This window comes from Curtobacterium flaccumfaciens, assembly GCF_004361695.1.
Classification (GTDB): domain Bacteria; phylum Actinomycetota; class Actinomycetes; order Actinomycetales; family Microbacteriaceae; genus Curtobacterium; species Curtobacterium flaccumfaciens_B.
In genome coordinates this window covers 216,656-237,199 of sequence record NZ_SNVW01000005.1, presented here as the reverse complement: position 1 = coordinate 237,199, position 20,544 = coordinate 216,656, and the positions used below count along the sequence as shown (strand labels likewise).

21 protein-coding genes are annotated in these 20,544 nt (G+C 67.6%); 3 read left to right on the top strand and 18 right to left on the bottom strand.

Going from position 1 to position 20,544, the window contains the following annotated elements; translation table 11 throughout:
* Window positions 1-225: 225 nt before the first annotated feature.
* The 5 genes from EDF64_RS09875 to EDF64_RS09860 form a co-directional block, all read right to left on the bottom strand.
* Window positions 226-2,355 (bottom strand): TniQ family protein, encoded by a 2,130-nt coding sequence (locus EDF64_RS09875; protein ID WP_166645675.1) that lies wholly within the window; start codon window positions 2,353-2,355, stop codon window positions 226-228.
* Between the two features lie 76 nt (window positions 2,356-2,431).
* Window positions 2,432-3,583: an ATP-binding protein gene (locus EDF64_RS09870; protein ID WP_133519802.1), complete on the bottom strand. Its 1,152-nt coding sequence runs from the start codon at window positions 3,581-3,583 to the stop codon at window positions 2,432-2,434.
* Window positions 3,580-5,625, bottom strand: coding sequence for a DDE-type integrase/transposase/recombinase (locus tag EDF64_RS09865; protein ID WP_166645674.1), 2,046 nt, complete (start codon window positions 5,623-5,625; stop codon window positions 3,580-3,582). The genes EDF64_RS09870 and EDF64_RS09865 overlap by 4 nt, the downstream gene beginning before the upstream one ends.
* Window positions 5,622-6,473: a hypothetical protein gene (locus EDF64_RS18180; protein WP_166645673.1), complete on the bottom strand. Its 852-nt coding sequence runs from the start codon at window positions 6,471-6,473 to the stop codon at window positions 5,622-5,624. Before EDF64_RS18180 ends, EDF64_RS09865 begins: the two co-directional genes overlap by 4 nt.
* A 339-nt stretch (window positions 6,474-6,812) precedes the next feature.
* A complete protein-coding gene (locus EDF64_RS09860; RefSeq protein ID WP_133519800.1) occupies window positions 6,813-7,079 on the bottom strand; it encodes a hypothetical protein in 267 nt (88 codons plus the stop codon).
* Window positions 7,080-7,378: 299 nt separating this feature from the next.
* On the opposite strand from EDF64_RS09860, the gene EDF64_RS09855 reads away from it, so the two are divergent.
* Window positions 7,379-7,966 carry a hypothetical protein gene (locus tag EDF64_RS09855; protein ID WP_133519799.1) on the top strand — a complete coding sequence of 196 codons (588 nt, stop codon included), beginning with the start codon at window positions 7,379-7,381 and terminating at the stop codon, window positions 7,964-7,966.
* 118 nt (window positions 7,967-8,084) lie between these two features.
* A complete protein-coding gene (locus EDF64_RS09850; RefSeq protein ID WP_133519798.1) occupies window positions 8,085-8,828 on the top strand; it encodes a hypothetical protein in 744 nt (247 codons plus the stop codon).
* Between the two features lie 125 nt (window positions 8,829-8,953).
* Here EDF64_RS09850 and EDF64_RS09845 read toward each other — a convergent pair whose 3' ends face one another.
* The 6 genes from EDF64_RS09845 to EDF64_RS09820 form a co-directional block, all read right to left on the bottom strand.
* Window positions 8,954-9,358 carry a hypothetical protein gene (locus EDF64_RS09845; protein WP_133519797.1) on the bottom strand — a complete coding sequence of 135 codons (405 nt, stop codon included), beginning with the start codon at window positions 9,356-9,358 and terminating at the stop codon, window positions 8,954-8,956.
* A 115-nt stretch (window positions 9,359-9,473) separates the two neighbouring features.
* Complete coding sequence (locus EDF64_RS09840) at window positions 9,474-9,869, bottom strand: low molecular weight phosphatase family protein (RefSeq protein WP_133519796.1); 396 nt, start codon at window positions 9,867-9,869, stop codon at window positions 9,474-9,476.
* A gap of 14 nt (window positions 9,870-9,883) precedes the next feature.
* A complete protein-coding gene (locus EDF64_RS09835) occupies window positions 9,884-11,281 on the bottom strand; it encodes an NAD(P)-binding domain-containing protein (RefSeq protein WP_133519795.1) in 1,398 nt (465 codons plus the stop codon).
* 20 nt (window positions 11,282-11,301) lie between these two features.
* On the bottom strand, window positions 11,302-11,718 hold the full coding sequence (locus EDF64_RS09830; RefSeq protein ID WP_133519794.1) for an arsenate reductase ArsC: 417 nt from the start codon (window positions 11,716-11,718) through the stop codon (window positions 11,302-11,304).
* 20 nt (window positions 11,719-11,738) lie between these two features.
* Entirely contained in the window at window positions 11,739-13,136 is a 1,398-nt protein-coding gene (locus tag EDF64_RS09825; protein ID WP_133519793.1) for an arsenic transporter, read from the bottom strand.
* Window positions 13,137-13,141: 5 nt separating this feature from the next.
* Window positions 13,142-14,545, bottom strand: a complete 1,404-nt coding sequence (locus EDF64_RS09820; RefSeq protein ID WP_133519792.1) for an FAD-dependent oxidoreductase — start codon at window positions 14,543-14,545, stop codon at window positions 13,142-13,144.
* 116 nt (window positions 14,546-14,661) lie between these two features.
* Between EDF64_RS09820 and EDF64_RS09815 the strand changes: the two genes are divergently transcribed.
* A complete protein-coding gene (locus tag EDF64_RS09815) occupies window positions 14,662-15,015 on the top strand; it encodes an ArsR/SmtB family transcription factor (RefSeq protein WP_133519791.1) in 354 nt (117 codons plus the stop codon).
* Window positions 15,016-15,060: 45 nt separating this feature from the next.
* Here EDF64_RS09815 and EDF64_RS09810 read toward each other — a convergent pair whose 3' ends face one another.
* The 7 genes from EDF64_RS09810 to EDF64_RS09780 all read right to left on the bottom strand — a co-directional run bounded on the left by EDF64_RS09810 (window position 15,061) and on the right by EDF64_RS09780 (window position 20,536).
* Window positions 15,061-15,696 (bottom strand): TlpA family protein disulfide reductase, encoded by a 636-nt coding sequence (locus tag EDF64_RS09810; protein WP_133519790.1) that lies wholly within the window; start codon window positions 15,694-15,696, stop codon window positions 15,061-15,063.
* The gene (locus EDF64_RS09805; protein WP_133519789.1) at window positions 15,696-16,382 is read right to left on the bottom strand and encodes a DsbA family protein; all 687 of its coding nucleotides are present in this window, start codon (window positions 16,380-16,382) and stop codon (window positions 15,696-15,698) included. The genes EDF64_RS09810 and EDF64_RS09805 overlap by 1 nt, the downstream gene beginning before the upstream one ends.
* Window positions 16,383-16,397: 15 nt before the next feature.
* Window positions 16,398-17,618, bottom strand: a complete 1,221-nt coding sequence (locus EDF64_RS09800; RefSeq protein WP_243736327.1) for a M23 family metallopeptidase — start codon at window positions 17,616-17,618, stop codon at window positions 16,398-16,400.
* A complete protein-coding gene (locus EDF64_RS18175; protein WP_166645672.1) occupies window positions 17,615-18,217 on the bottom strand; it encodes a copper resistance CopC family protein in 603 nt (200 codons plus the stop codon). The genes EDF64_RS09800 and EDF64_RS18175 overlap by 4 nt, the downstream gene beginning before the upstream one ends.
* A 14-nt stretch (window positions 18,218-18,231) precedes the next feature.
* The gene (locus EDF64_RS09790; protein ID WP_133519787.1) at window positions 18,232-18,906 is read right to left on the bottom strand and encodes a M23 family metallopeptidase; all 675 of its coding nucleotides are present in this window, start codon (window positions 18,904-18,906) and stop codon (window positions 18,232-18,234) included.
* 241 nt (window positions 18,907-19,147) lie between these two features.
* Window positions 19,148-19,576, bottom strand: a complete 429-nt coding sequence (locus EDF64_RS09785; protein ID WP_166645671.1) for a hypothetical protein — start codon at window positions 19,574-19,576, stop codon at window positions 19,148-19,150.
* A gap of 48 nt (window positions 19,577-19,624) precedes the next feature.
* A complete protein-coding gene (locus EDF64_RS09780; RefSeq protein ID WP_133519785.1) occupies window positions 19,625-20,536 on the bottom strand; it encodes a cation diffusion facilitator family transporter in 912 nt (303 codons plus the stop codon).
* Window positions 20,537-20,544: the final 8 nt, after the last annotated feature.

The window sequence follows — 20,544 nt, the reverse complement described above, 5'->3', positions numbered from 1 at the left end:
CGCCGTGAGCGGGCGTCCCTGCCCGCTCATCTTCGCGCGGACGATACGACCCCCACACCCGGGGTCTTCTTTCCCCTGCGCTGAACCTTGAGGAACGCGGCGCTGTACTTCCAGCGTGCTGAGTCGGAGCGTTGCAGAGTACGTGCAGTCCGATGTCGGACCGTACATCTTGCCACCGCTGTTCTTCCTTGTAGATTGATCGGCCTGCGCCGTAGAACCCTTCTGTCAATGCCAATCGACGAACTGGTTGCCGCGCACTCCGCTGCGTACGCGAGCGCCGTGCCAGCCGAATGGCACCAGCAAGGTAACGTCCTGGCCGAAGCCGCACTCAGCTCGCTGTGGCGTCCGCATGATCGGAAGGTACGGCCACCACGGGACCTCGCGTAGATGCAGGCTCCAATCGATAGGGAAGACCGGCTGGTCGGACGGCACCGGATGCTTCCTGAGCGCCCAGCGAACGTGCTGCGGAGTGCGCTGCACGACTGCGGCGAGGGCTCTGACCGTCGTGACGCCGGAGCCGACGAGCTCGTGGAGTGCCGGCACGTCGATATCGTCGAGCTCAGGGCCCAGGTGCACGACCTCCGGACCGGCCCAGCGCGGGGGCTCCCACACAGCGGTGGGGCATGTGCCTTTGCCTCGGTCGTATGCGTTCACGGCGTCGATCGTGACTCCCAACCAGGCCTCTAGATATGCGTCGAGGGCGAGTTGGAGTTGTGCGGTCATGCGGATCTGGAAGTCGGTGTACTCCGCGGCATCTCGACCGTTGGCTGTGACCGCCCAAGGAACGGGGAGGGCGCTGGTGGGTTGCGCTGTGGCTCGGAGGTAGAGGTATCGGCGTGCGTTAAGTAGCCGTTGGCGGCTGCCGGTGAAGGTGCCGACGCTCGCGCAGATCATGTCCCAGTGCGTCTGGTCGAGGAGTTGCCACCACGGCAAGTGTCGGCGCCGGGTCGAGTAGTTGATGAGCGGTGTGGACGCTGCGAGGTAGCGGGCGAGCTCGCCGAGTTGGCGCAGGATCGCGGTCGTCTGGGTGGGTGCGCCGAGCATGGCTGGTCGGAGTCGTCTTCCGATGCCGGCGATCACCTCGGGGTCAGGTGCGTCTCGGTGGGTGCCAGCGAGAGCAGCAGTCAGTCCGAGCGCGAGTGATCGTTGGAGGGTTTCGGAGTCGGCGCCGCCGGCCACGCTCAGCGGTACCGCCCAGTTTGTCCAGAGCAGTGGTGGGATGTGGTCCGCGGTCCACTCTGGGTTGCGTAGGGAGTCGTGGGCCGTCAGGAAGCCGATGTAGGCGGCGACGGCTGGTTCGTCGAACTCTGCTCGCACCGCGCTACCGGTCACGAGGCGTTGCATCGCGGGGAGGTCCTGATCGATGGCTCGGAGGATGCGGCCTCGGAAACGCGGTCCGACGCCGGGCCAGTAGCCGAGGAGGGTCGCGGCGCTGCCAGGGCTGCGTTCGGTCTGCCCCCGCTCGGATGGCCGCGCGAACGTGAGCCGGCGAATAACGGCTCGCACTGTCTCCTCCCGGGCAAACATGAGCGTGAACGAGGCTGCCATCAGCGCCCCCATCGCCAACGCGTTCTTCGGAGGCGCCGTTCCGACTCGAGCGGTCTCGTCGAAGAGACCTTGCAGCTGCGACGGGTCGAGCTCGGCAAGCTCGGCGATGAGGGGGATGTCGTTCGCGGCGAGGAGTGCGATGCCGACGCCGCGCAGCGTGGGGAAGAGGTGCTGTACGTCTGGGATGAAGACCTCCAGCGTCTCTCGGTCGCGTTTCCAAGCGGCCGAAATCGCGACTTGCGCCCGGACGACGGGAGCAGAGTTGTCGAACGGTGCTTCATGCCAGGCGGCCCGTAAGTCGTGACCGCATCTGCTGGCATCGTTTAGGTGTGCGCGGCAGCTCGAGGGGTCGACAGGGTGTGCTTCCATGAGCGCGGGGTCTGGAATCCCCTTCCCGCAGGCAGGGCAGGTGTCGTGCAGCGGCACAAGGTGCGTCTCGCAAAGGAATGACCACCACAAGCGCCAGTGCGCGAGGAAGACAGCTGGCCGGGCGGCCAGGCACTGTGGGCAGTACCGGGTTCCGGATCCTCTGGTCCAGTTCTTCGCATGCGCGGGGAGACCGTCGACGCCCGGTGCGAGCGCGTCATTTATGAACGACCGCATCATCCCGTCCATGAGTTCGTTGCTGCTGCAGCCGATCGCGATTCCGATGGAGCGCGCGACCTCGGGCGGCAGAATCATGTCGAGCCGACGCCGGTCTTCCCACCGAAGCGCTCCAAGACCGCACCAACGGCTGATCGCTACCGGGGGCTCGCCGACGTAGGCAGCAATCCGCAGTAGCAAGCTCGGCAGGTACTCGCCGGGCACGACGGTCGTCCGGAACCCGAACGGGACCGTGTCGACACGGCTTAACGCGTCCGGCCCCCGGTACGACGCCCTCACCTCAACGCCAACTCTGGCGGAACGAGAACCGGCCGGCGTCCCACAGCTGTAGGCGCTGTGCACGGCCGTCCTGCGCCCGCTTTTCCACAGCGACCATGTCGAGAATCTTCCGGGTGATGCGCTGATCAGCCGTCGCCGCCGCAACGTTCACGGCGCCCGACACCAGCGTCGACACGTGACTCATGTACCCGAGCGTCGCGACCCACAGGTACTCCTCGAACTCCTCGCTGAGCACCGCTTCTCCCGGCTTGTGACCACTAAGCCGGATCCGCTGCTCGATGCGTTGCAGCAGTTTCCTCCATTCGGCCATTTCGGTTTTGGTGCTGCGCCGGTACGGCTCCAGCTCGATGAGCATCCAGCGCGCTTCGGACTGGACCCGTGCTGCTTCTCGGGCACCACTACGTTGTGCGGCGAGTTGCTGGCGCATGTCGTGGCCGGCGAGGACGACCCGGACGCCCATGTTCTGCAGCGACTTAAAACCGTCGTGGACGTACTTGCCGGTCTGACCGTCGAAGTTGATGAACTGAATCTCGTCAACGAACACCCACCGGATGCGGTGGCGGTCGACTGCTCGTCCGAATGCTGCGCGAGCGTCTTTGTCGAACGGTGCTCCGACCTGTTGGCAGAGGAGAGCGAAGAGTTGCTGCTCCGCCTGCTTCTTTGGCAGGTCCACGACGACGACGTCCCGACGCGGCGCAGCGAAGAGGCCGTCATCGTGCAGTGGTGCACTGATGCCGATGCGGGCGTCCCAGGCCGCGTGGCACATCGTCTCTGCGGCAATGCGGCGCATCAGCTTTGTCTTCCCAGTGCCGGGCGGCCCGGTGACAAGCGTGATCGGGATGGGGTCGGCGGTACGGCGAGGCTGCGGGCTTCGGACGGTGCGGTACTGCATCTCGGCTCCCGCAGTCTGGCGGGTGCGAAGGTACGGCCAGGAGTGATGCCAGTCTTCGAGCGCAGCACGATGCCGGCGCCGCTCGTCCGGCCCGGCTCCAACTTGCAGCAGGCCAGGATCGGGAACATCAGCGCCGGCGGCACCAAGAACGAAGGATCGGTCCTGCTCGGCCATCAGCGCCCAGCTCTGCTCCGGATAGGGATCCTCGCCGAACAGCCGCCGGACCGACGTCGGCAGGAGGCCCTGCTGGACGAGTGTCATGCGAATCGCCCGAACAGGTCGTCAAGTTCATCCAGGTCATCGAAGTCATCGTCGCCGCCATTTCCCGCCTCGTCCAAGATCGTCTCGAGGTCGTAGTCCATGTCGCTCGGGATCACCGTGCCCGAGTCAAGCGATTGCAGCCGGCGGTACGCGGCCGCGGTCATTTCGTCGGTCCGGGACAGCTCCGACCTGTTCGCGCGCAGGAGTGCGTCGTCGGCTCGCCACTGGATGAGCAGCTGCAGTATGCGGTCCTGATACTCGAACCGGCGCATCGTCAGGTCTCCGGTCTGTTCGGCGAAGGCGGTGAGGGAGTGGTCCGAGAACCGGGGGGTGTCCTCGGTGCGCAGAACCCATGGCACTTCCCACGCAGCGCCGTCCGGGTCGAAGCAGTACACCTGCCGGAGGTCCGACGGGTTGTAGTGGAACGTGTAGTTGCCGTCGCGCGTGGCGCCAGGGGTGCGCAGCAGTGTCTCGAGGATGGGCGCGTTGAAGACCTCCTGTCGGCGCGTGATGCCGTACTTGCGGAGTTTCGATGTGAACGTCGGGAGAAAGCGGATCCACTCGTTCTCCCACTTCGGCATCTCCACGAATCCCGTCTCGCCGACCAGCTCCGCCCAGCGTTGGTAGGGGCTGATGCGTCGTCCGAGTTCAGCACGGAGACCTCGGTGCTCGCGGAAGTTGTAGAGGTCGGTCCATTGCTGGTCGCGTTCCCACAGCTGCTCCCAGGTGAGGAGCGCCTCGGTGTCGAGGCCGCGCTCGTCGGTCGACCCGCCGACGTAGCCTGCGCAGAACTCCTCGAACTCAGTCTTGTAGCTCAGGAAGCTCCGTTCGATGAGCGCCTTGGCTCGCGGGTCGCGGATCCGAGCGAACTCGACCTCGCATCCCAGTCGCGCGAGCTGAGCGACGTGGAACGCTGAGAGGAAGTCTTTGCCGTTGTCCGTGATCAGCCGTCGCGGCGGGATCGGCCAGCGGGTGAGGGCGCGCGGCAGTCCGACGAAGGGTCGCGGGTAGACGCGCCCGTCAACGGTCACCGTCTCGCGGTCGTCCACCATCGACGCGAACGCGTCGGCAAGGGCGAGCACCGCTCCGACGCCGGAAGCATGCTCGGTGATGGAGCGGCCGACGATCATCCGTGTTGCGGAGTCGATGATCTTCACCAACGTGACCCGGTAGCAGCGACCCTTGCCAGAACGATCCTTCGGGTCCCACACCATCACATTGGAGGTGGTGGCGTCGATTTGCCAGAGGCTCCCGGGTCGTTCGGGATGGCGTGGAGCGAACGACTGCTTCGGCGCTTGCTCGGTCCCATGCTTCGTCTTCGACTTGGTCTTCAAGTGCGGCATCCGCTTGTGTAGACGCCCGACCAGCCGGTAGAAGGTTCTCTCCGACGGCGACTCCTTCACGTCGGTTGCGTTTTGGGTCATCCACAGCCGGAACTCGAGGTACTGCGTCTGCGTGTGAAGGGCGGGGTCGAACACCCGCTCAAGGAGAAACCGCTCGACCAGCTCAGGGATGTCGGTGTTGCGGCCGAGGCTGCGTTCTCGGATGAAGCGACCGTCGACGGTCGCAGCGGGTCCAGCCGCTTCTCGCTGGAGTGCGCGCCTGATGCGTTTCCGGGCGGCCTCGTAAGAGACCTCGTCGTGCTCCGCAATGCGTCGGGCGACTGCGGCGAGGCGCTTCTGGTCAACTCGGATGATCTTTGGGTCAACGTCTCGTGTGGGCGCCTCCTCCGCGCCTTGCCATGGCGCGATCCCGGAGTCGATGAAGCGGATCAAGGCACGGTGGTCGTCACGTTTGTCGAGCGCCCGCTCGCTGAGATGGGACTCGAGGTTGTGCAGCCGCATCGACACTGGGGGCGGGTTGCCCGGACTGGCGAGAGCCTTGGCGACCGCTCGCAGCGGTCGGGGAGTCACGAGACGGTTGGCGGCGTCGACGAACTGCACCCAACCGTCCGCCCACGACCGGACGAAGACTAGCTCTCCGTCGAACACCACAGGCATGCCGACGCGGAGCCTCGCGACCCATTCCGAGTCCTTCGTCACGGGTTCACCGTCCACACGATCGAGGTTGACCGGAAGAGCAGCCGCATGTCGGTGCGCAGGTCGCGTCGCCACAGCATCCGCCGGATCAGCATCAGCGCAAAGCCCGGCTCGTAACCCTGCGCCGCGATGCGTGCCACGAGTTCGACAACCGGCATCGGCTCCGAGCAGAGCTCTTGGCCGACCGGCGCCCACCGTCGGTATGACGGCTCCGGGACGCGCGCTTCGGTGAAGTTCTCGAGGTTCGCCTGCATGAGCCGCGGCATACCCGTCCAGGTCTCGTACCCGATACCCGCCTCGGCCAAGACGTCGCGGATCACGGCGGCACGCTCCTGCCATTTCTGCGTTGCCGCCTGCTCGGGGTTCTTCACGTCCACGACCAGCGGCGGCAACCCGTCCCCGAGAAGAACCAGGTCTGGGGTATGCAGCTTGCAAGGAGCTCCGGGCGCGAACGCCAGCGTGAATGGCTGACCGCCGATGTATCGAACCGCTGGGTGGAAGTCGGCGAGAGTGATGAAGTCGCGCTCCAGATGCGACTCCGCACCAACGAGCGACCCGTTCGTGTGCGTCCACACGGCGACCGGCTTGTGCTCCTGTGTCAGCCGTCGAGAAAACTCGCGCATGGGATGGGCAGCGCGCAGCAACTCAGCTGTCAGATCGGGCAATTGGACGCTTCCGACGATGCGTCCGTCGGTCGAGTACCCAGCAACCACGCCCGCGGAAGGTCGAGCTGGCTTCAACCGGTACGTCGACCACGGCCGATGCACTCGCACCCGCAGCCCCTGGACCACGGCTACCACGCGATTCGTCGTGGGCCGGGGTTTCGCCGCCCAGGAGTTCAGCATCGCCATAGGGTCTACGTCCCACTCACCCACGCGTGTTCGGCCGCGTCGAGCCAACCGTTCGCTGTCGCGGAGGAGCGCAAGCCCAAGCTCCCCAGCCCATGCAGGAGGGACTCCGGGGATCCGCACACGCGGCGATTGGCTGGGGCGGTCTGGTTCGTCGGGGGGATTGGCGACGACCGAAAGCGCGCTCACGCTGCGGCGCCCTCGAGGCCGGACAGAGACCGGAGGCGGTCGCCGCTATTACGGCCGCACCGCCCGCACGGTCTGCAGTTGGTGATGGACAGCGGTGTGCTCATGGCGGCACACTAATGTGAATCTAGTTTGAAAAACAACCGAGCGGGAGGTTCAACGACGGTGCGACGTCTTGTGATCCCTTGCAGCCCGGACCCACTTCCCGACCGCCACGTTACTCACGCCAAGCGCCTCCCCAATGGCGTCCAACGTGAGACCTTCCTCGTACGCTTCCAGCGCCAGCCGGACGCGCTCCTCAGTCGTCTCGCGGAGAACTCGCTCCGCTGTTCGCATCGCATCAAGAAGGGCGTCGGCCCTCGCCTGATCCTTCACGACCTTCGGGGGACGGCCGATCCGGCGACCTGGGGTCGATGTGCTCACGGTTGCGCTCCAACGTTCACTTCGAGCGTCGGAACGGTAGTTGCGCGCCCCGCGGGCACGTGGAAGGATCCGACGCGAATCTCGCTCGGATCGGACATAGGAATCTGGGTTCTTGTGGGCACTTCACGCGATTTGGCGGTCGCGTGCCACGGGGTCAATGACGACCCCTGTGAGTCCTGCCTACAAGCCATGGTAGCTCCCGGTTCCCGTCGCCCTCCCGGCCCGACTTCCCGCCAGGCCAGCGCCACCATTCTCCCTCGTTTACGAGACGAATCGACGAATCGACGGGCGTCACTGAGATGAACGAACCCCACCCGACCTTCGCCTCGCTTCTTGGTGTCATCGCGCACGGTCGCGACTTCGGCCGAGTCGATGGGTTACTGGCTGGCCCGAATGGACGACAGGCGACGCGCGAGGAGGAGGAGTTCCTCATCCGCTCCGGAAGCATGACCCGCGCCGAGTACGACGAATCGAAGGCAGAAGTCGCTCGCGGCGAGCTCAACGAGATTGAGCGTCGCACCGAGCTAGAGGGCATCATCGCCTCACTGTCGGCCGAGGAGACCGCGGACTGGTTGGGCATCAGCGACGCGGAACTGCATGCGCGCCTCGCCGCGGGAGAAGTGACCGCCTTCGTCTGCCACGGTCAGTTGCGGTACCCGGCGTGGCAGTTCACCGATGACCCAGCGATACCTGTCCTTCCCGGCCTCGCTCGACTCACGCCGGCGTGGGGCGAGCAAAAGCACCCCTCCACAATCCTCGGCTACATGTACAACGCGGACCTCGAGATAGAGGGGACCGATGAGTCCTTCACGCCCGTCGAGTGGTTGACGATCGGCGGCGACGTCCAGGTCGTCCTCGACCATCTCGAAGCCGCGGGCTGGCCGTAGGAACCCCTCGGATGCACACGGGTCCGTCCCTTCGCGTCTCGCAATCAACCTCAGCTCACCCATCCCTCCAGGCGGCCTCCGTGGGGGACCAATACGTCACGCAAGATGGGAGTGCCCGATGACGTCACGGATACAGATCGCGCGCGCACGCGCACGTGTTGCTATCGCCGCCCTGACGGGTGAAGACCTGCCCGACAGCGTCCGCAACACCGCCACCATGGACTTCGCGGATGCCGACGACGCTGTGCTGATCACCCGGGACCGCGATCTCGACCCACCCCGGCAAGACGGCGCCTACAGGCGACTGATCGGAGTTCACGCCGGCGGTCGAGATTTCGGGCCGCGCCACAACCCGCCGCGGCGGCGAATAGGCCGCGAGCTCACGCCTGACGAGGAAGACGCCCTCATCGAGTCCGTGTTCCGTACACGAGCGCGGTATGAAGCCGCGAAGGCTGCGGTCGCGCGCGGAGAGCTCGCCGCAGCCGAACGCCACTCTTGGCAGCGCGCAATGAGCGCCTCCCTCACCCTGGAGGAAGCGGCCGACTGGCTGGACGTCGGAACGGGACGGGTCCTCACCGACCTCGCGTTCGGCGACCTGTTCGCGTTCGTATGCGACGACGAGCTTCTGTTTCCCGCATGGCAGTTCACCGACGACCCGGACCAGCCATCGCTGAACTACATGTCGTCGCTGGTCGGAGCGTTCGATGACGACATGCACCCGACGTCGATCCTCGGGTTCATGACGACGCCGCACTCGTACACGCAGATCGAAGGAGAGCCGGCGACACCCGTCGAGTGGCTTACTGCGGGCCGACACGTGCAGCCTTTGCTGGAACTACTCGAGACGCGGCGCTTGATTTAGCTTCTGCGCCGAAGTGCTCCTCATCTCTTCCGACTTACCCCTCACCCGTGCACGCGGCACGTGCACCTCGCCGTGCCCTGAGGCCGTGCGCTGGAGGGGGCGGCAGGACCTCACGAATGTCGAGGTCAGAACTGGATGTACCCGTTCCAGCCCCGCTCCGCGTCTGACCCGTCCTCCCCGAAAATGTCGGGATCGATCGGGAAGTGCTCGTTCCGGAAGTGATCGAGCGACTCCCGAGCCTTGTCCCGCAGTGCAGAAACATCCTCAGCGGGGTGCATACGAAACAGCATCGCGGTCCGTCGCTCCAGGACCGCGTCCCACAGCTGGCGACGGCTCACCTCGGCCATCAGCTGCCCGGCGACCAACATCGAGTGGAACTCGAGCGGTCCCGCGAACCGATCCATCAGCGTGATCAGATCCCGATCTTTGACTGCCATGAAGACCCTGGGCTGCCGGTTCTGCTGCTCTATCATCCAGCGCACCTGCGCCCTCGCATCCTCGAACGGCTGCCGTTCTGGATCCTTTGGCATGACATCCCCCCCTCCAGCCACAGCACGATGCATGGGCTTCGCGATGTACAACAGTAGGCAGCTTCGCCCTGAGTCATGCTTCTGACTTTCGCTCCCTATTGGGGAGGGCTGGTCGCTACGGCTGCAGGAGTTCTCGTTCGATGCGTGCCGCGACGGCGTCCCGCATCGGCCGCACGTCGTCTGGCGACCAGGAGGTCGGGTCAGGGAACGACCACTCCAAGACCGTGCCGTGTGGTTCTGCAGGCAGCTCAAGGCCGGGCTTCATGAGGACGACGATGTCCGCCTGCTCGAGCAGCTCGGGCGTCACGCGCCGGGGCACGCGTCCGGTGATGTCGAGGCCCAGTTCGCCGACGGTCGCGGCGATCGATTGATTCACCTCGCCGGCTGGGCTGATGCCGGCGGAAGTGCCCGTGTACCGGTCGGCGGCTGCGATTTCGAGGAGGGCGGCGCCGAGTTGTGAGCGGCCGGCGTTGTGCTTGCAGACGAACAGGACGGTGGGCTTCGAGGTCACGGGCGCGCCTCCGGTCAGTTGGCGCAGCACGAAGGGCTGTCAGTAGTCAGCTCTGGCGGAGTGCAGCAGGCAGCGTCCTCAGCGGCAGGAGTAGCGGTGGCGGCGGGGGTGGTGCAGCAGGAGTTGCCACCGATGTCGGTGGAGCAGACACCGGTCTCTGGGAGGACGAGTTCGACCAGGCGTGCGGCGGTGTGGTCGCCCGCGAGCTCGGCGGCGATGGACCTGACCTGCTCGTACCCGGTGAGGAGCAGGAACGTGGGTGCGCGGCCGTAGGACTTCATCCCGGCGATGAAGAAGTTCGGCTCCGGGTGCGCGAGCTCAGCGACGCCGTGCGGTGGCACGGACCCGCAGGAGTGCAGGTTCGGGTCGATCAGCGGTGCGAGGGCTCGGGGCGCTTCGACGATGTCGTCGAGGCCGAGCCGGATCTCGCGGAGCATGTTGAGGTCGGGCCGGAACCCGGTCGCGTTCACGATCACGTCGACGGTCACCGCGAAGACTTCGCCGGCGTGGCGGCCGGTGACGGTGACCTGGTCGCCGTCGAGTCGGACATCGTCGATCTCGAACGAGGCGATCTGCTGCACCTGACCGGACTCGACGAGCCCGTGGACGGTGGAGCCGAGCTGACCGCGGGCGGCGAGCCCGTCGGCTGCGTCGGCGCCGAGCCGGGCGGTGCCGGCGTTCCGGACAGCCCACAGCACTTCGGTACCCGGCGCGGTCTTCGCGAGGCTGGCGAGTTTGATGAGGGTGTTCGCGGCGGAGTGGCCTGCACCGACGACGAGGACCCGCTTCCCCGTGAACCGGTCACGGTCGGCGCCGAGGACGTCAGGCAGTGCGTGGACGACCCGGTCGCCGAGGTCCGCGGCGGGTGCGAGCCCAGCGGCAGTGAGGGGGTTCGGGGACGTGTAGGTGCCCGAGGTGTCGACGACCGCACGCGCGGTCACGTCCGTGACGCCGTCGGCGGTGTGGAGGCGGAGCAGGAACGGGGTGTCGGCGCGGCCGGTGGAGCGGGTGCGGTCCATGCCCTGCCGTGACACCGCTTCCACGCGGGTGCCGTACTGGATCGCCGGTGCGAGCTGCGGGGTCGCTGCCAGGGGTGCCAGGTACGTGTCGACGAGGTCGTGGCCGGTGGGCAGGGATGATGCCCGGGGTGCTTCCCAGCCGGTGGCTTCCAGGAGTCGCTGGGCGGCAGGGTCGATGACGTACTGCCACGGGGAGAACAGACGGGTGTGCCCCCAGGCACGGACGCTCGTCCCGACCGTCGGGCCAGCTTCGTACACGACGACGGGGAGGCCCTGTTCGACCAGGTGCGCGGCGGCGGCAAGTCCGACGGGGCCGGCGCCGATGACGGCGACGGGGAGTCCGGTGAGGCGGTCCGCGTCGGTCCGGGGTGGGACGGTGAGGGTGAGCGTCATGGTCTGCGGCTTCCTGGTCGTTACGCGGTTGCTTCGGTGGGCAGTAGCTCGGCGAGGAGTGTCTGGACGCGGTGCTTGATGTCGTCCCGGATGGGGCGGACGTCCTCGATGCCGCGGCCGGCGGGGTCGGTGAGTTCCCAGTCCTCGTACCGCTTGCCGGGGAAGATCGGGCACGCGTCGCCGCAGCCCATCGTGATGACGGCGTCGGAGTCGCGGACGGCGTCGGTGGTGAGGATCTTCGGCTGGTTGCCGGCGATGTCGATGCCGTCTTCGGCCATCGCCTGGATCGCGATCGGGTTGATCTGGTCCTTCGGCTCACTGCCGGCGGAGAGGACTTCGACGCGGTCGCCACCGAGGGCCTGGGCGTAGCCGGCGGCCATCTGGGAGCGTCCGGCGTTGTGGACGCAGACGAACAGGATCGTGGGCTTGTCACTCATGGGTGTGTGTCTTTCCGGGTTCAGTGGATGAGGGTGAGCCAGCCGGCGAGGGCGGCGAGGGTGACGGCGAGGACGGGGACGGTGAGGACGATGCCGGTGCGGAAGTACTGCCCCCACCCGATGTGGATGCCCTTCTTCTCCAGCACGTGCAACCACAGCAGGGTCGCGAGGGAGCCGATGGGGGTGATCTTCGGGCCGAGGTCGGAGCCGATGACGTTGGCGTAGACCATCACCTCGTGCGTGAGCCCGGTCGCGCCGGCACCGCCGATGGCGAGGGCAGCGATGAGGACGGTGGGCATGTTGTTCATCAGGGACGCGAGGATCGCGATGGTGAACCCGACGCCGAGCGCCGTGACGAGCACCCCGTGGTCGCCGAACACGTCGAACAGCGTCGCGAGGTGGTCGGTCAGGCCCTGGTTCTGAAGGCCGTAGACGACGAGGTACATGCCGATCGAGAACAGCACGATCTGCCACGGCGCCTCCCGGATCGTCTTCCATACCGGAATCACCCGCCCCGACGGCGCACCCGCACCGCCACCGGCGGCACGGACGGTGGCGGTGCCGCCGGTGGTGACCAGGACCGGTGCGGCCTGGGCGCGGGCGAAGAGGAACGCGGGCTGCCGGGCGGCAACGAGCACGATCACGACCGCCCCGACACCAGCGACGGCCGCGAGCGGCACACCGAGTGGGTCGGCGGCGAAGTAGCCGACGAGCAGCAGGGCGAGGACGACCCAACCGGCGCGGAACGTCGCCCTGTCCGTGATCGCGGCGGTGGGGCTGGTGAGGGCGAGGACGTTGTACCGCTTCGGGATGCTCTTGCCGAAGTAAAGCAGCAGCATCCCGAGGGAGGCCAGGACGGAGACGATGCCGACGGGGATCATGACGGCGGCGTACTCGGCGAAGCCGAGGTGGAAGTAGTCGGCGGAGACGATGTTGACCAGGTTCGACACCACCAGCGGCAGGCTGCCGGTGTCGGCGATGAACCCGGTGGCGAGGATGAACCCGAGCGCCGCCTTCTGCGGCATCTTCAACGCGCGGAGCATCCCGACGACGATCGGGGTGAGGATCAACGCGGCTCCGTCGTTGGCGAACACCGCGGCGATGACGGCGCCGAGGCCAACGATGAGGACGAACAGCAGCCGTCCGTTGCCGCGGCCCCAGCGGGCAACGTGGAGCGCAGCCCACTCGAAGAACCCGGCCTCGTCGAGGATCAACGAGATCAACACCACCGCGACGAACGTCAGCGTCGCGTTCCACACGATCCCGACCACGGTCGGGATGTCGGAGAGTCCGACGACGGTGGTGGCGAGGGCGATGACGGCGCCGATGAGCGCGGTGTAGCCGATCGGGAAGCCCTTGGGCTGCCAGATCACCACCACGAGTGTCGCGACGAAGATCGCCGCAGCGACTACAGCCATCACCATCAGGCAGGCACCCCGGCCTGGTTCGCTGCAGCGTGGTTCGTTGCGGCGGCGGCGCGTTCCCAGCCCTGCGCGGCGATCTGTACGGCGTCCCACGGGGACCCGAGCGGCGGCGTGTAGCTGAGGTCGAGGTCGATGACGTCGTCGATGGTGAGTTCCGCGTGGAGGGCGGTGGCGAATGTGTCGATGCGCTTGCTGATCTCCGCGGTGCGCTGCCCGACGATCTGCGCACCGAGCAGCCGACCGGTGGCCTGGTCGCCGGTGACGCTGATCGTCAGCGGGACGGCGCCCGGGTAGTACCGCTTGTGGTCATCCGCCACCGTGACCCGCGTCAATGCGGACACCTCCAGCGGTGCGGTCTCGTGCTGGCGGAGGCCGGTGCGGGCGGCAACGAGGTCGAAGACCTTCACCACCTGCGTCCCCACCGAACCGGCGAACGTCCTCGAACCGCCGAGCATGTTCTCCCCGGCGACACGACCCTGCTTGTGCGAGGTCGTCCCGAGCGGCAACCACTTCGTGCCGAGGAGCCGGTGGTGGGTTACGACGCAGTCGCCGGCAGCCCACACGTGCGGCACCCCGGTGCGCATGGACGCGTCGACGACAATCGCTCCGCCCTGCCCCAGATGCGCGCCCGCGGCGACCGCGAGGTCCGTGACGGGACGGACGCCGACACAGACCACGACGAGCGCGAACGTGCCCTCCGCGTCACCGGAGGTGGAGCTGGTGGCGACACGCCACTGCCCGTTGCCGCCCGGGGTGATGCCCGTGACGGTGGCACCGGTGAGGACCGTCGCGCCGTGGTGGCGGACCTCGGCGGTGACGAGGGAGCCGAGTTCTGGGTCGAGGGTGGAGAGCACTTCCGGTCCGCGCTGGACCAGCGTTGTGTCGAAGCCGCGTGCGACGAGCCCTTCGGTCATCTCCAGGCCGATGTACCCGGCGCCGACGACCGCGACCCGGCTCCCTGCCGGCAGCAGCTCGAGGGCGGCGACGACCTGCTCGGCGTCGGTCATGGAGTGCAGCAGGTGGATGCCCGGCTCACCGAACGGCACCCCCGCCGGGCGCACCGGCTCAGCGCCGGTCCCGATCAGCAGCTCGTCGTAGGAGATCTCCTCTTCCCCGGCGGGGCCCGTGACGGTGAGGCGGCGGCGGTGGACGTCGACGGCGGAGGCCCAGGTGGAGGAGCGGACGGTCATGCCGGCGGCTTCGAGGTCCGCGCGGGTGCGGTGCGCGAGGGACGCTTCCGTGGCGACGTCGCCGGACACCCAGTACGGGATGCCGCAGATGGAGAAGTTCGGGAACTCGTCCGCGAGCACCACCGTCACATCGGTGGTCGGGTCGAGTTCACGGGCGCGGAGCGCTGCGGCGATGCCGGCGTCGCTGCCGCCGACGGCGAGGAGGTGAGTCATCAGGCTGGTCCTTCACGGATCGAGCGGGAGCCGAGAGCCGGCAGCTACATCGAAGCACGTCGATATCGATGTGCGTAAATATAGACGCGTGTCGAAGTCCATGGGAGGATGAGGTCATGACGATCGAGCTGCTTCCCATTCAGGACGTCACCGCGTGCTGCTCGCCCGTCACGACCGAGGCGATGGACCAGGCATCCGCCGAGGTCCTCGCGAAGTCGCTCAAGGCGATCGCGGACCCGGCGCGGCTCCGACTCATCTCGATGGTCGCCGCGCACGACGGCGCCGAAGCCTGCGTGTGTGACCTGCAGGAACCGCTCGGCCTGTCACAGCCGACCGTGTCACACCACCTCAAGGTCCTCGTCGACGCGGGAATCCTGCACCGCGAGAAGCGCGGCACGTGGGCGTACTTCTCCCTCGTGCCCGGCGCGCTCGACACTCTCGCCGGTTTGATCACTGCGCCGTCGCGCTGACCCGCAGCAATGCCGCCGCGTCCTACGGTGGCGGACGGCGGGTGCTTAGGTACCGAGTTCGTCGGTGACGAGCGCGGAGAGCGTGCCGGGGCCGTCGATAGCCCCGAGCACGCGCGCTGCGACGCGACCCTTCGTGTCGAGCACGATCGTCGTCGGGACCGCATTTGGTGCGACTTGGCCCGATAGAGCCAGTTGCATGCGCCCCTCATTCGCGTCGATGACCGACGGGTAGCGGACGTTGAAGCGACGCTCGAATGCCTCGGCGGTGGACTGCTGATCGCGCACGTTGACACCGATGAACTGGACGTCTTGATCCTGGAAGCGGTCGTTGACGGCGTTGAGGTGCTTCGCTTCCGCTCGGCAGGGCGGGCAGCTGGCGTACCAGAAGTTGATGACGACGACGGTGCCGACGAGGCCGTCAGAGCTGAAGCGGCTGCCGTCGCTGGCGGTCACGTCGAAGCTGATGGGGTCGGTTCTGCCCGCAGGCGGTACTTGGGTGACAGCGCCGTCGCCGGAGACGTAGTTCTGGGTTGTGCCGGACTTGTACTGCCCGGAAAGGTCGTCATTGCTGCTGTCCGAACAGCCCGCGACGGCCACCGCGACGAGCAGAGCTGCTGCGCTGATCAGCGTGCCTCGGAGGCGGCTCGGGTGGGGCTGTGTCTGTCCGGGTCGGGGCGCCATCAGCCATCCTGCCGCTCGAGCGCTGTGGTGATGGCTTGCTCGAGGTCGTCGTAGGTGCTCAGTTGCACGAGTTCACCGTCGACGAAGAACGAGGGGGTGCTCTGCACCCCGAGGGCAGCGCCGTCGGTGACGTCTTGCTGAATGCGGTCCCGGACGCTCTTGCTGGCGACATCACGGTCGTACTGGCTCATGTCGAGGCCGAAGCTCTTTGCGTAACCGCGGAATCGTTTGGCTTGGGAGTCCGTTCCGCGTTCGCCCCATTCCGCTTGTGTGGTGAACATGCGCTGGTACATGGGTTCGAGCTGGTCTTGCCGGGCGGCGGCTTCGACCGCGTTGGCGGCGTTTCGGGCGTTGCCGTGGCCGGGGAGGGGGAAGTAGCGGAACGCGAAGGTCACGTCGCCGGCGTAGTCCTTCCGAAGCTGTTCGACGTAGGGGTAGAACGCACCGCACGCTTCGCATTCGAAGTCGAGGAACTCGACAACGGTGACGCCGCTGGTGCCGGGCGTTCCCAGGATGTGCGTGTCGTCGCGGACGAGCGGAGCGGCCGGGGACGCGGTCATGTCGGCGGCGCTTGGGGTGGCGGTGCTGGGGGTGCTGAGGCGGATGATGACGGCGATCACGACGATGAGGACGATGACGCCGGCGATGATGCCGGAGGTGATCCCGATACGGGCACTGCGGGTCATGTGGGCTCCTAGGGGTCAGACGCCGCGGGCGTTGAGGAACGGCATGGGCGAGATGGCGGCACCGTTTTGGCGGATCTCGAAGTGGAGGTGGCAGCCGGTGGACAGGCCGGCGTTGCCGACGGCGGCGATGTTCTGTCCGGCGCTGACGCGTTGGCCAGCGCGGGCGAGGACACCGTCGGGGAACATGTGGGCGTAGTTGCTGGTGACACCGTTGCCGTGGTCGATGGTGATGAGATTCCCGTAGCCGCCGTACGGGCCGGCGTAGGTGACGGTGCCGGCGGATGCGGCGTAGAGGCCGGTGCCGCAGGGGGTGCCGAAGTCGTCGCCGGCGTGCATGCGGTAGTAGCCGAGCACGGGGTGCAGGCGGTTCCCGTACGACTGGTACGACCCGTACGAGGTGATCGGCATCGTCCATCCGGCCGCCGATACAGCACCGGGATTGGTCACCGGCTGCGGGCGTGCTTGCGCAGCACGAGCAGCGGCGGCCGCTGCGGCGGCACGGGCCGCCTCGGCGCGTCGGCGTTCCGCTTCCGTGTACGCCGCCTCGGTGCTGAGGGTCCGGTTACGGAGGACAGCGAGCTGGTCACTGAGCTCGCGCTTCCGGGTGCGCTGCGTCGCTTCCGCGGCCGCCGCCTGTTCCGCAGCGGTGGTCGCCGCTTGGAAGGTAGCTGCAGCGTCGTTGCGGAGCCGGTCGCGGGCCGTTCGTGCGGCGGCGGCTTGCCGTCCGAGCGCGGTCGCAGTGCCGGCACGGGTGGCAGCGTCCTCGAGGGCGGCGTTCATCGTGTCGGTGACTTTCGCCGCGGTGCCGAGCCGTTCGAGGAGGTTTCCAGTGTCGGTCCCGACACTGACGGACAGGTCACGTCCGGCGGAACGGGACAGGTAGCCCGACCAGGACGCGATCTGCTCTTCTGCGCCGGCGGCGTCTTCGCGGGCGCGGGCGGCCTGCTCGGTGAGCTTGTCGTAGCGGCCGGCAGCCTCATCGGCAGCGTCTTGGGCTTCCTGCAGCTCCTTGCCGCGCGCTTTGGCCGCTGCAGCCGCTGTAGCGGTCTCACCCTCGAGCGTGGCGATGAGTGCGGTCAGTTCGGCGGCTTTGGCTGTCGCGGCTGCTTCGTCGCCGCGGGCTGCGAGCACGTCAGCCCAGGTCGGTGCCGGCGCGGCGGCGGCAGTGGATGCGGGAAGAACAGCGCCCACGATGGCGGCCGCGGTCACCGCGGCAATTATGCTGCGGCGAATCATTCGGTGCTCTTCGGTCGGCGTCGGGTGATGAGCAGCACGGCGATGATCGCGAGGAACAGCACCGCGGTCAGGCCGGCGAGTACCCACACCGCGGGCCCGGTGTCTCGCGCACTGTCTGCAGCGGCCGTAGGCGTGGCGGACGGTTCCGTGGCGGATGCCGGCTCCGGGGCAGCTGATGCCGTCGGCGTGCCGGTGGGGGTGCTGGCTGGGGCGGTGGGTGCTCCGGTGGAAGTGAACTGGTAGGTGCCGGAGATGGGGTGACCGTCGACGGAGACGCTGCGCCAGCCGAGGTTGTACGTGCCGGGTTTGGTGAGGTCGACGGGTTTCGTCAGGGTGCTGCCATCCACACGGACCGTGCCGGTGGAGGTTTCGGCACCATCGGGTCCAGTGACTTGAATGATCAGGCCCGATTCCAGACCGGCGAGTGGGGCTTCGGAGAACGTCAGGGTGACCTGGTCGAGGTCGCCGGAAACGGTGCCGTTCACGGCCGGTGTCGCCGAGGCGAGCGCGTCGTGCGCAGCAGCCGGGGCGGCCGGTACGAGCAGCGCCGTGGCAAGAGCGATCGGGAAGATGGTGAGGGCGAGAGCGCGCAGACGCACGGGAAAGCCTTTCGTCAGGACATCCTGGCGGCGTTGGCGCGCAGCCAGGCAGCGGGGTCGATTGGGGTGGTGCCGTTGGCGCGGACCTCGAAGTGCAGGTGGGCGCCCGTGCTGCGGCCGGAGGAACCGACCAGGCCCACCAGATCCCCGGCGGTGACGAGCTGACCGGCGGACAGCGGTGAGGAACCGATCACCATGTGTGCGTACAGGGTCGACACGAGCCGGCCGTTGACGCGGTGGTCGATAACGGCGTACTGGCCGAACTCCGAGTGCCGGCCGGCGATCCGGACGACGCCATCGGCGACGACCTGAATTGGAGTGCCGGCGCCGGGCACGAGGTCGAGCCCCTGGTGGTTCGTTGAGCAGGTGGCGCACGGCGCCAGCCGGTAGCCGAAGCCCGAGCTCAACGGCGCGCCACCGGGGAACGGCCACTGCACCGCCCCTGGCTTCGACGCCCCCGGAGCCGGCGCCGAGCTTTGCTGCGCCACCGCCGCCGCGGCGCGGGTGGTGACCGTGAAGCCGTCTCGCTGCAGGGTCGGGTCGAGCGCCGATGCTGCGACGGTGAGGCTCTGGCCGTTCAGGGCCGGTGCGACCACAGCCTCCGGCGTGGCTGCTGCAGCGGTGTGCGCCGGGAGCGCCGCGGATGCGAAGAGCACCATCACAGCGGCAGCGCCGGTCGATGCGTCCACGGAAGGCGCCGCCCGTCGGCGACGGGTTCGGTCTGCGCGGTTCAGTGAGTTGCTGCGCACGGGTCGACGTAGGCCGCGGGCTGCGGCGCGTTCGGCGTCGAGGGCGGCGCGGCGAGTGAGGTGAGTGGGCAGGGAAGGGGTGGGGATGGTGGTGGTCACGGTTCCGATCAAGCGATTCCGGGGCGAGTGCGGGCAGGGCACGGCTGACGGCCCCGATGATCGGGGTCGCCCGGAAGGCTGATCAGATGCGGGCGATGGCGAGCCCGGTCAGCGATACCGCAGACCACCGCTCAAACGTCCGCGGCGGTCGCACACGGGCGAGGACCCGGGACAGGGTGAACAACGGCCTCTGGCGCTGCCCGATGCGGCTTGCGAGGGCGAGGGTGATCGCCGTCGTGATGACGAGCGCGACGAGCCCAAGTAGGGCGCAGAAGATCCCGCCGACACCGTCGTGGGCATCGATGTGCACCGTCGGCGGTTCCACGTGCCCGACGTTCGCGGTGCTGGCCGGTGCTGCGGTGAGGGTCGTGACGGCGGTGTCGGTGTGGGCTGCGTTGTTCTGCAGGGTGACGGCGCCGAGTAGCAGCAGGACGGCAGCGATGACCGCGGTGACTGCGCGGAGCAGCCGGAGCGGGAGGTGGCGAAGTGTCGTCATGGGAGTGGTGGCCATACCAATACGGCCGCATCCATTGTCACTGATGCTGTCAAGCCGCACAGTTCAGGCGTGCGGGGTGTGTTCGTGTTCCCGGTGGGTAGCGGGCTCGAGTTGGAACGTGGAGTGCTCGACGCTGACGTCGAAGTGCTCCGCGACACACGCCTGCAGCTGGTCGAGGATCTCCGGTGCGTGACCGTCGCGGAAGCAGTCACGGGTGATGGTGACATGCGCGGTGAGGATGGGCAGCCCAGACGCGATCTGAGAGGCGTGCAGATCATGCACCGCCTCAACGTGCTCGAGCGCTTCAAGGTGGGCGCGGACGTCGTCGAGATCAAGACCGGCAGGTGTGGTTTCCAGCAGCACGTTGACCGCGTCCCTCAGCAGCACGAACGCGCGCGGCAGGATCAGCACGCCGATGAGGATCGCGGCGATCGCGTCTGCGCCGCCCCAGCCGGTGATGGCAATGACGATCGCGGCGATGATGACCCCGACCGAGCCGAGAGCGTCGTTGACGACCTCGAGGAACGCGGCCCGCAGGTTCAGGTTCGCGCCCCGCCCGGAGGCGAGGACGAGGATCGATACGAGGTTCCCGGCAAGCCCGATCACGCCGAAGATCAGCAGTCCCGCGGACGGGATCTCCGGCGGTGTGACCAGGCGTTGGATGCCTTCGACGAGGACGAAAAGCCCCACTGCGAGCAGAACCGCGGCCTGCGCGGTCGCGGCAAGGACCTCCGCTCGTGCATACCCCCAGGTGCGGCGGGAGGTGGCGGGCCGCATCGCGAGGGTCGTCGCGAGCAGTGCGACACCGAGCCCGCCGGCGTCGGTGAGCATGTGGCCCGCGTCGACCAGGAGCGCCAGGGACCCCGTCCAGATCGCTCCGATGACTTCGGCGACGAGGACGGTGCTGGTGATCGCGAACGCGATCGCGAGCCGTTTCCGGTTGATGGTGCTGCCGTGAGCGTGGTCGTGCGTCATCCGGTTCT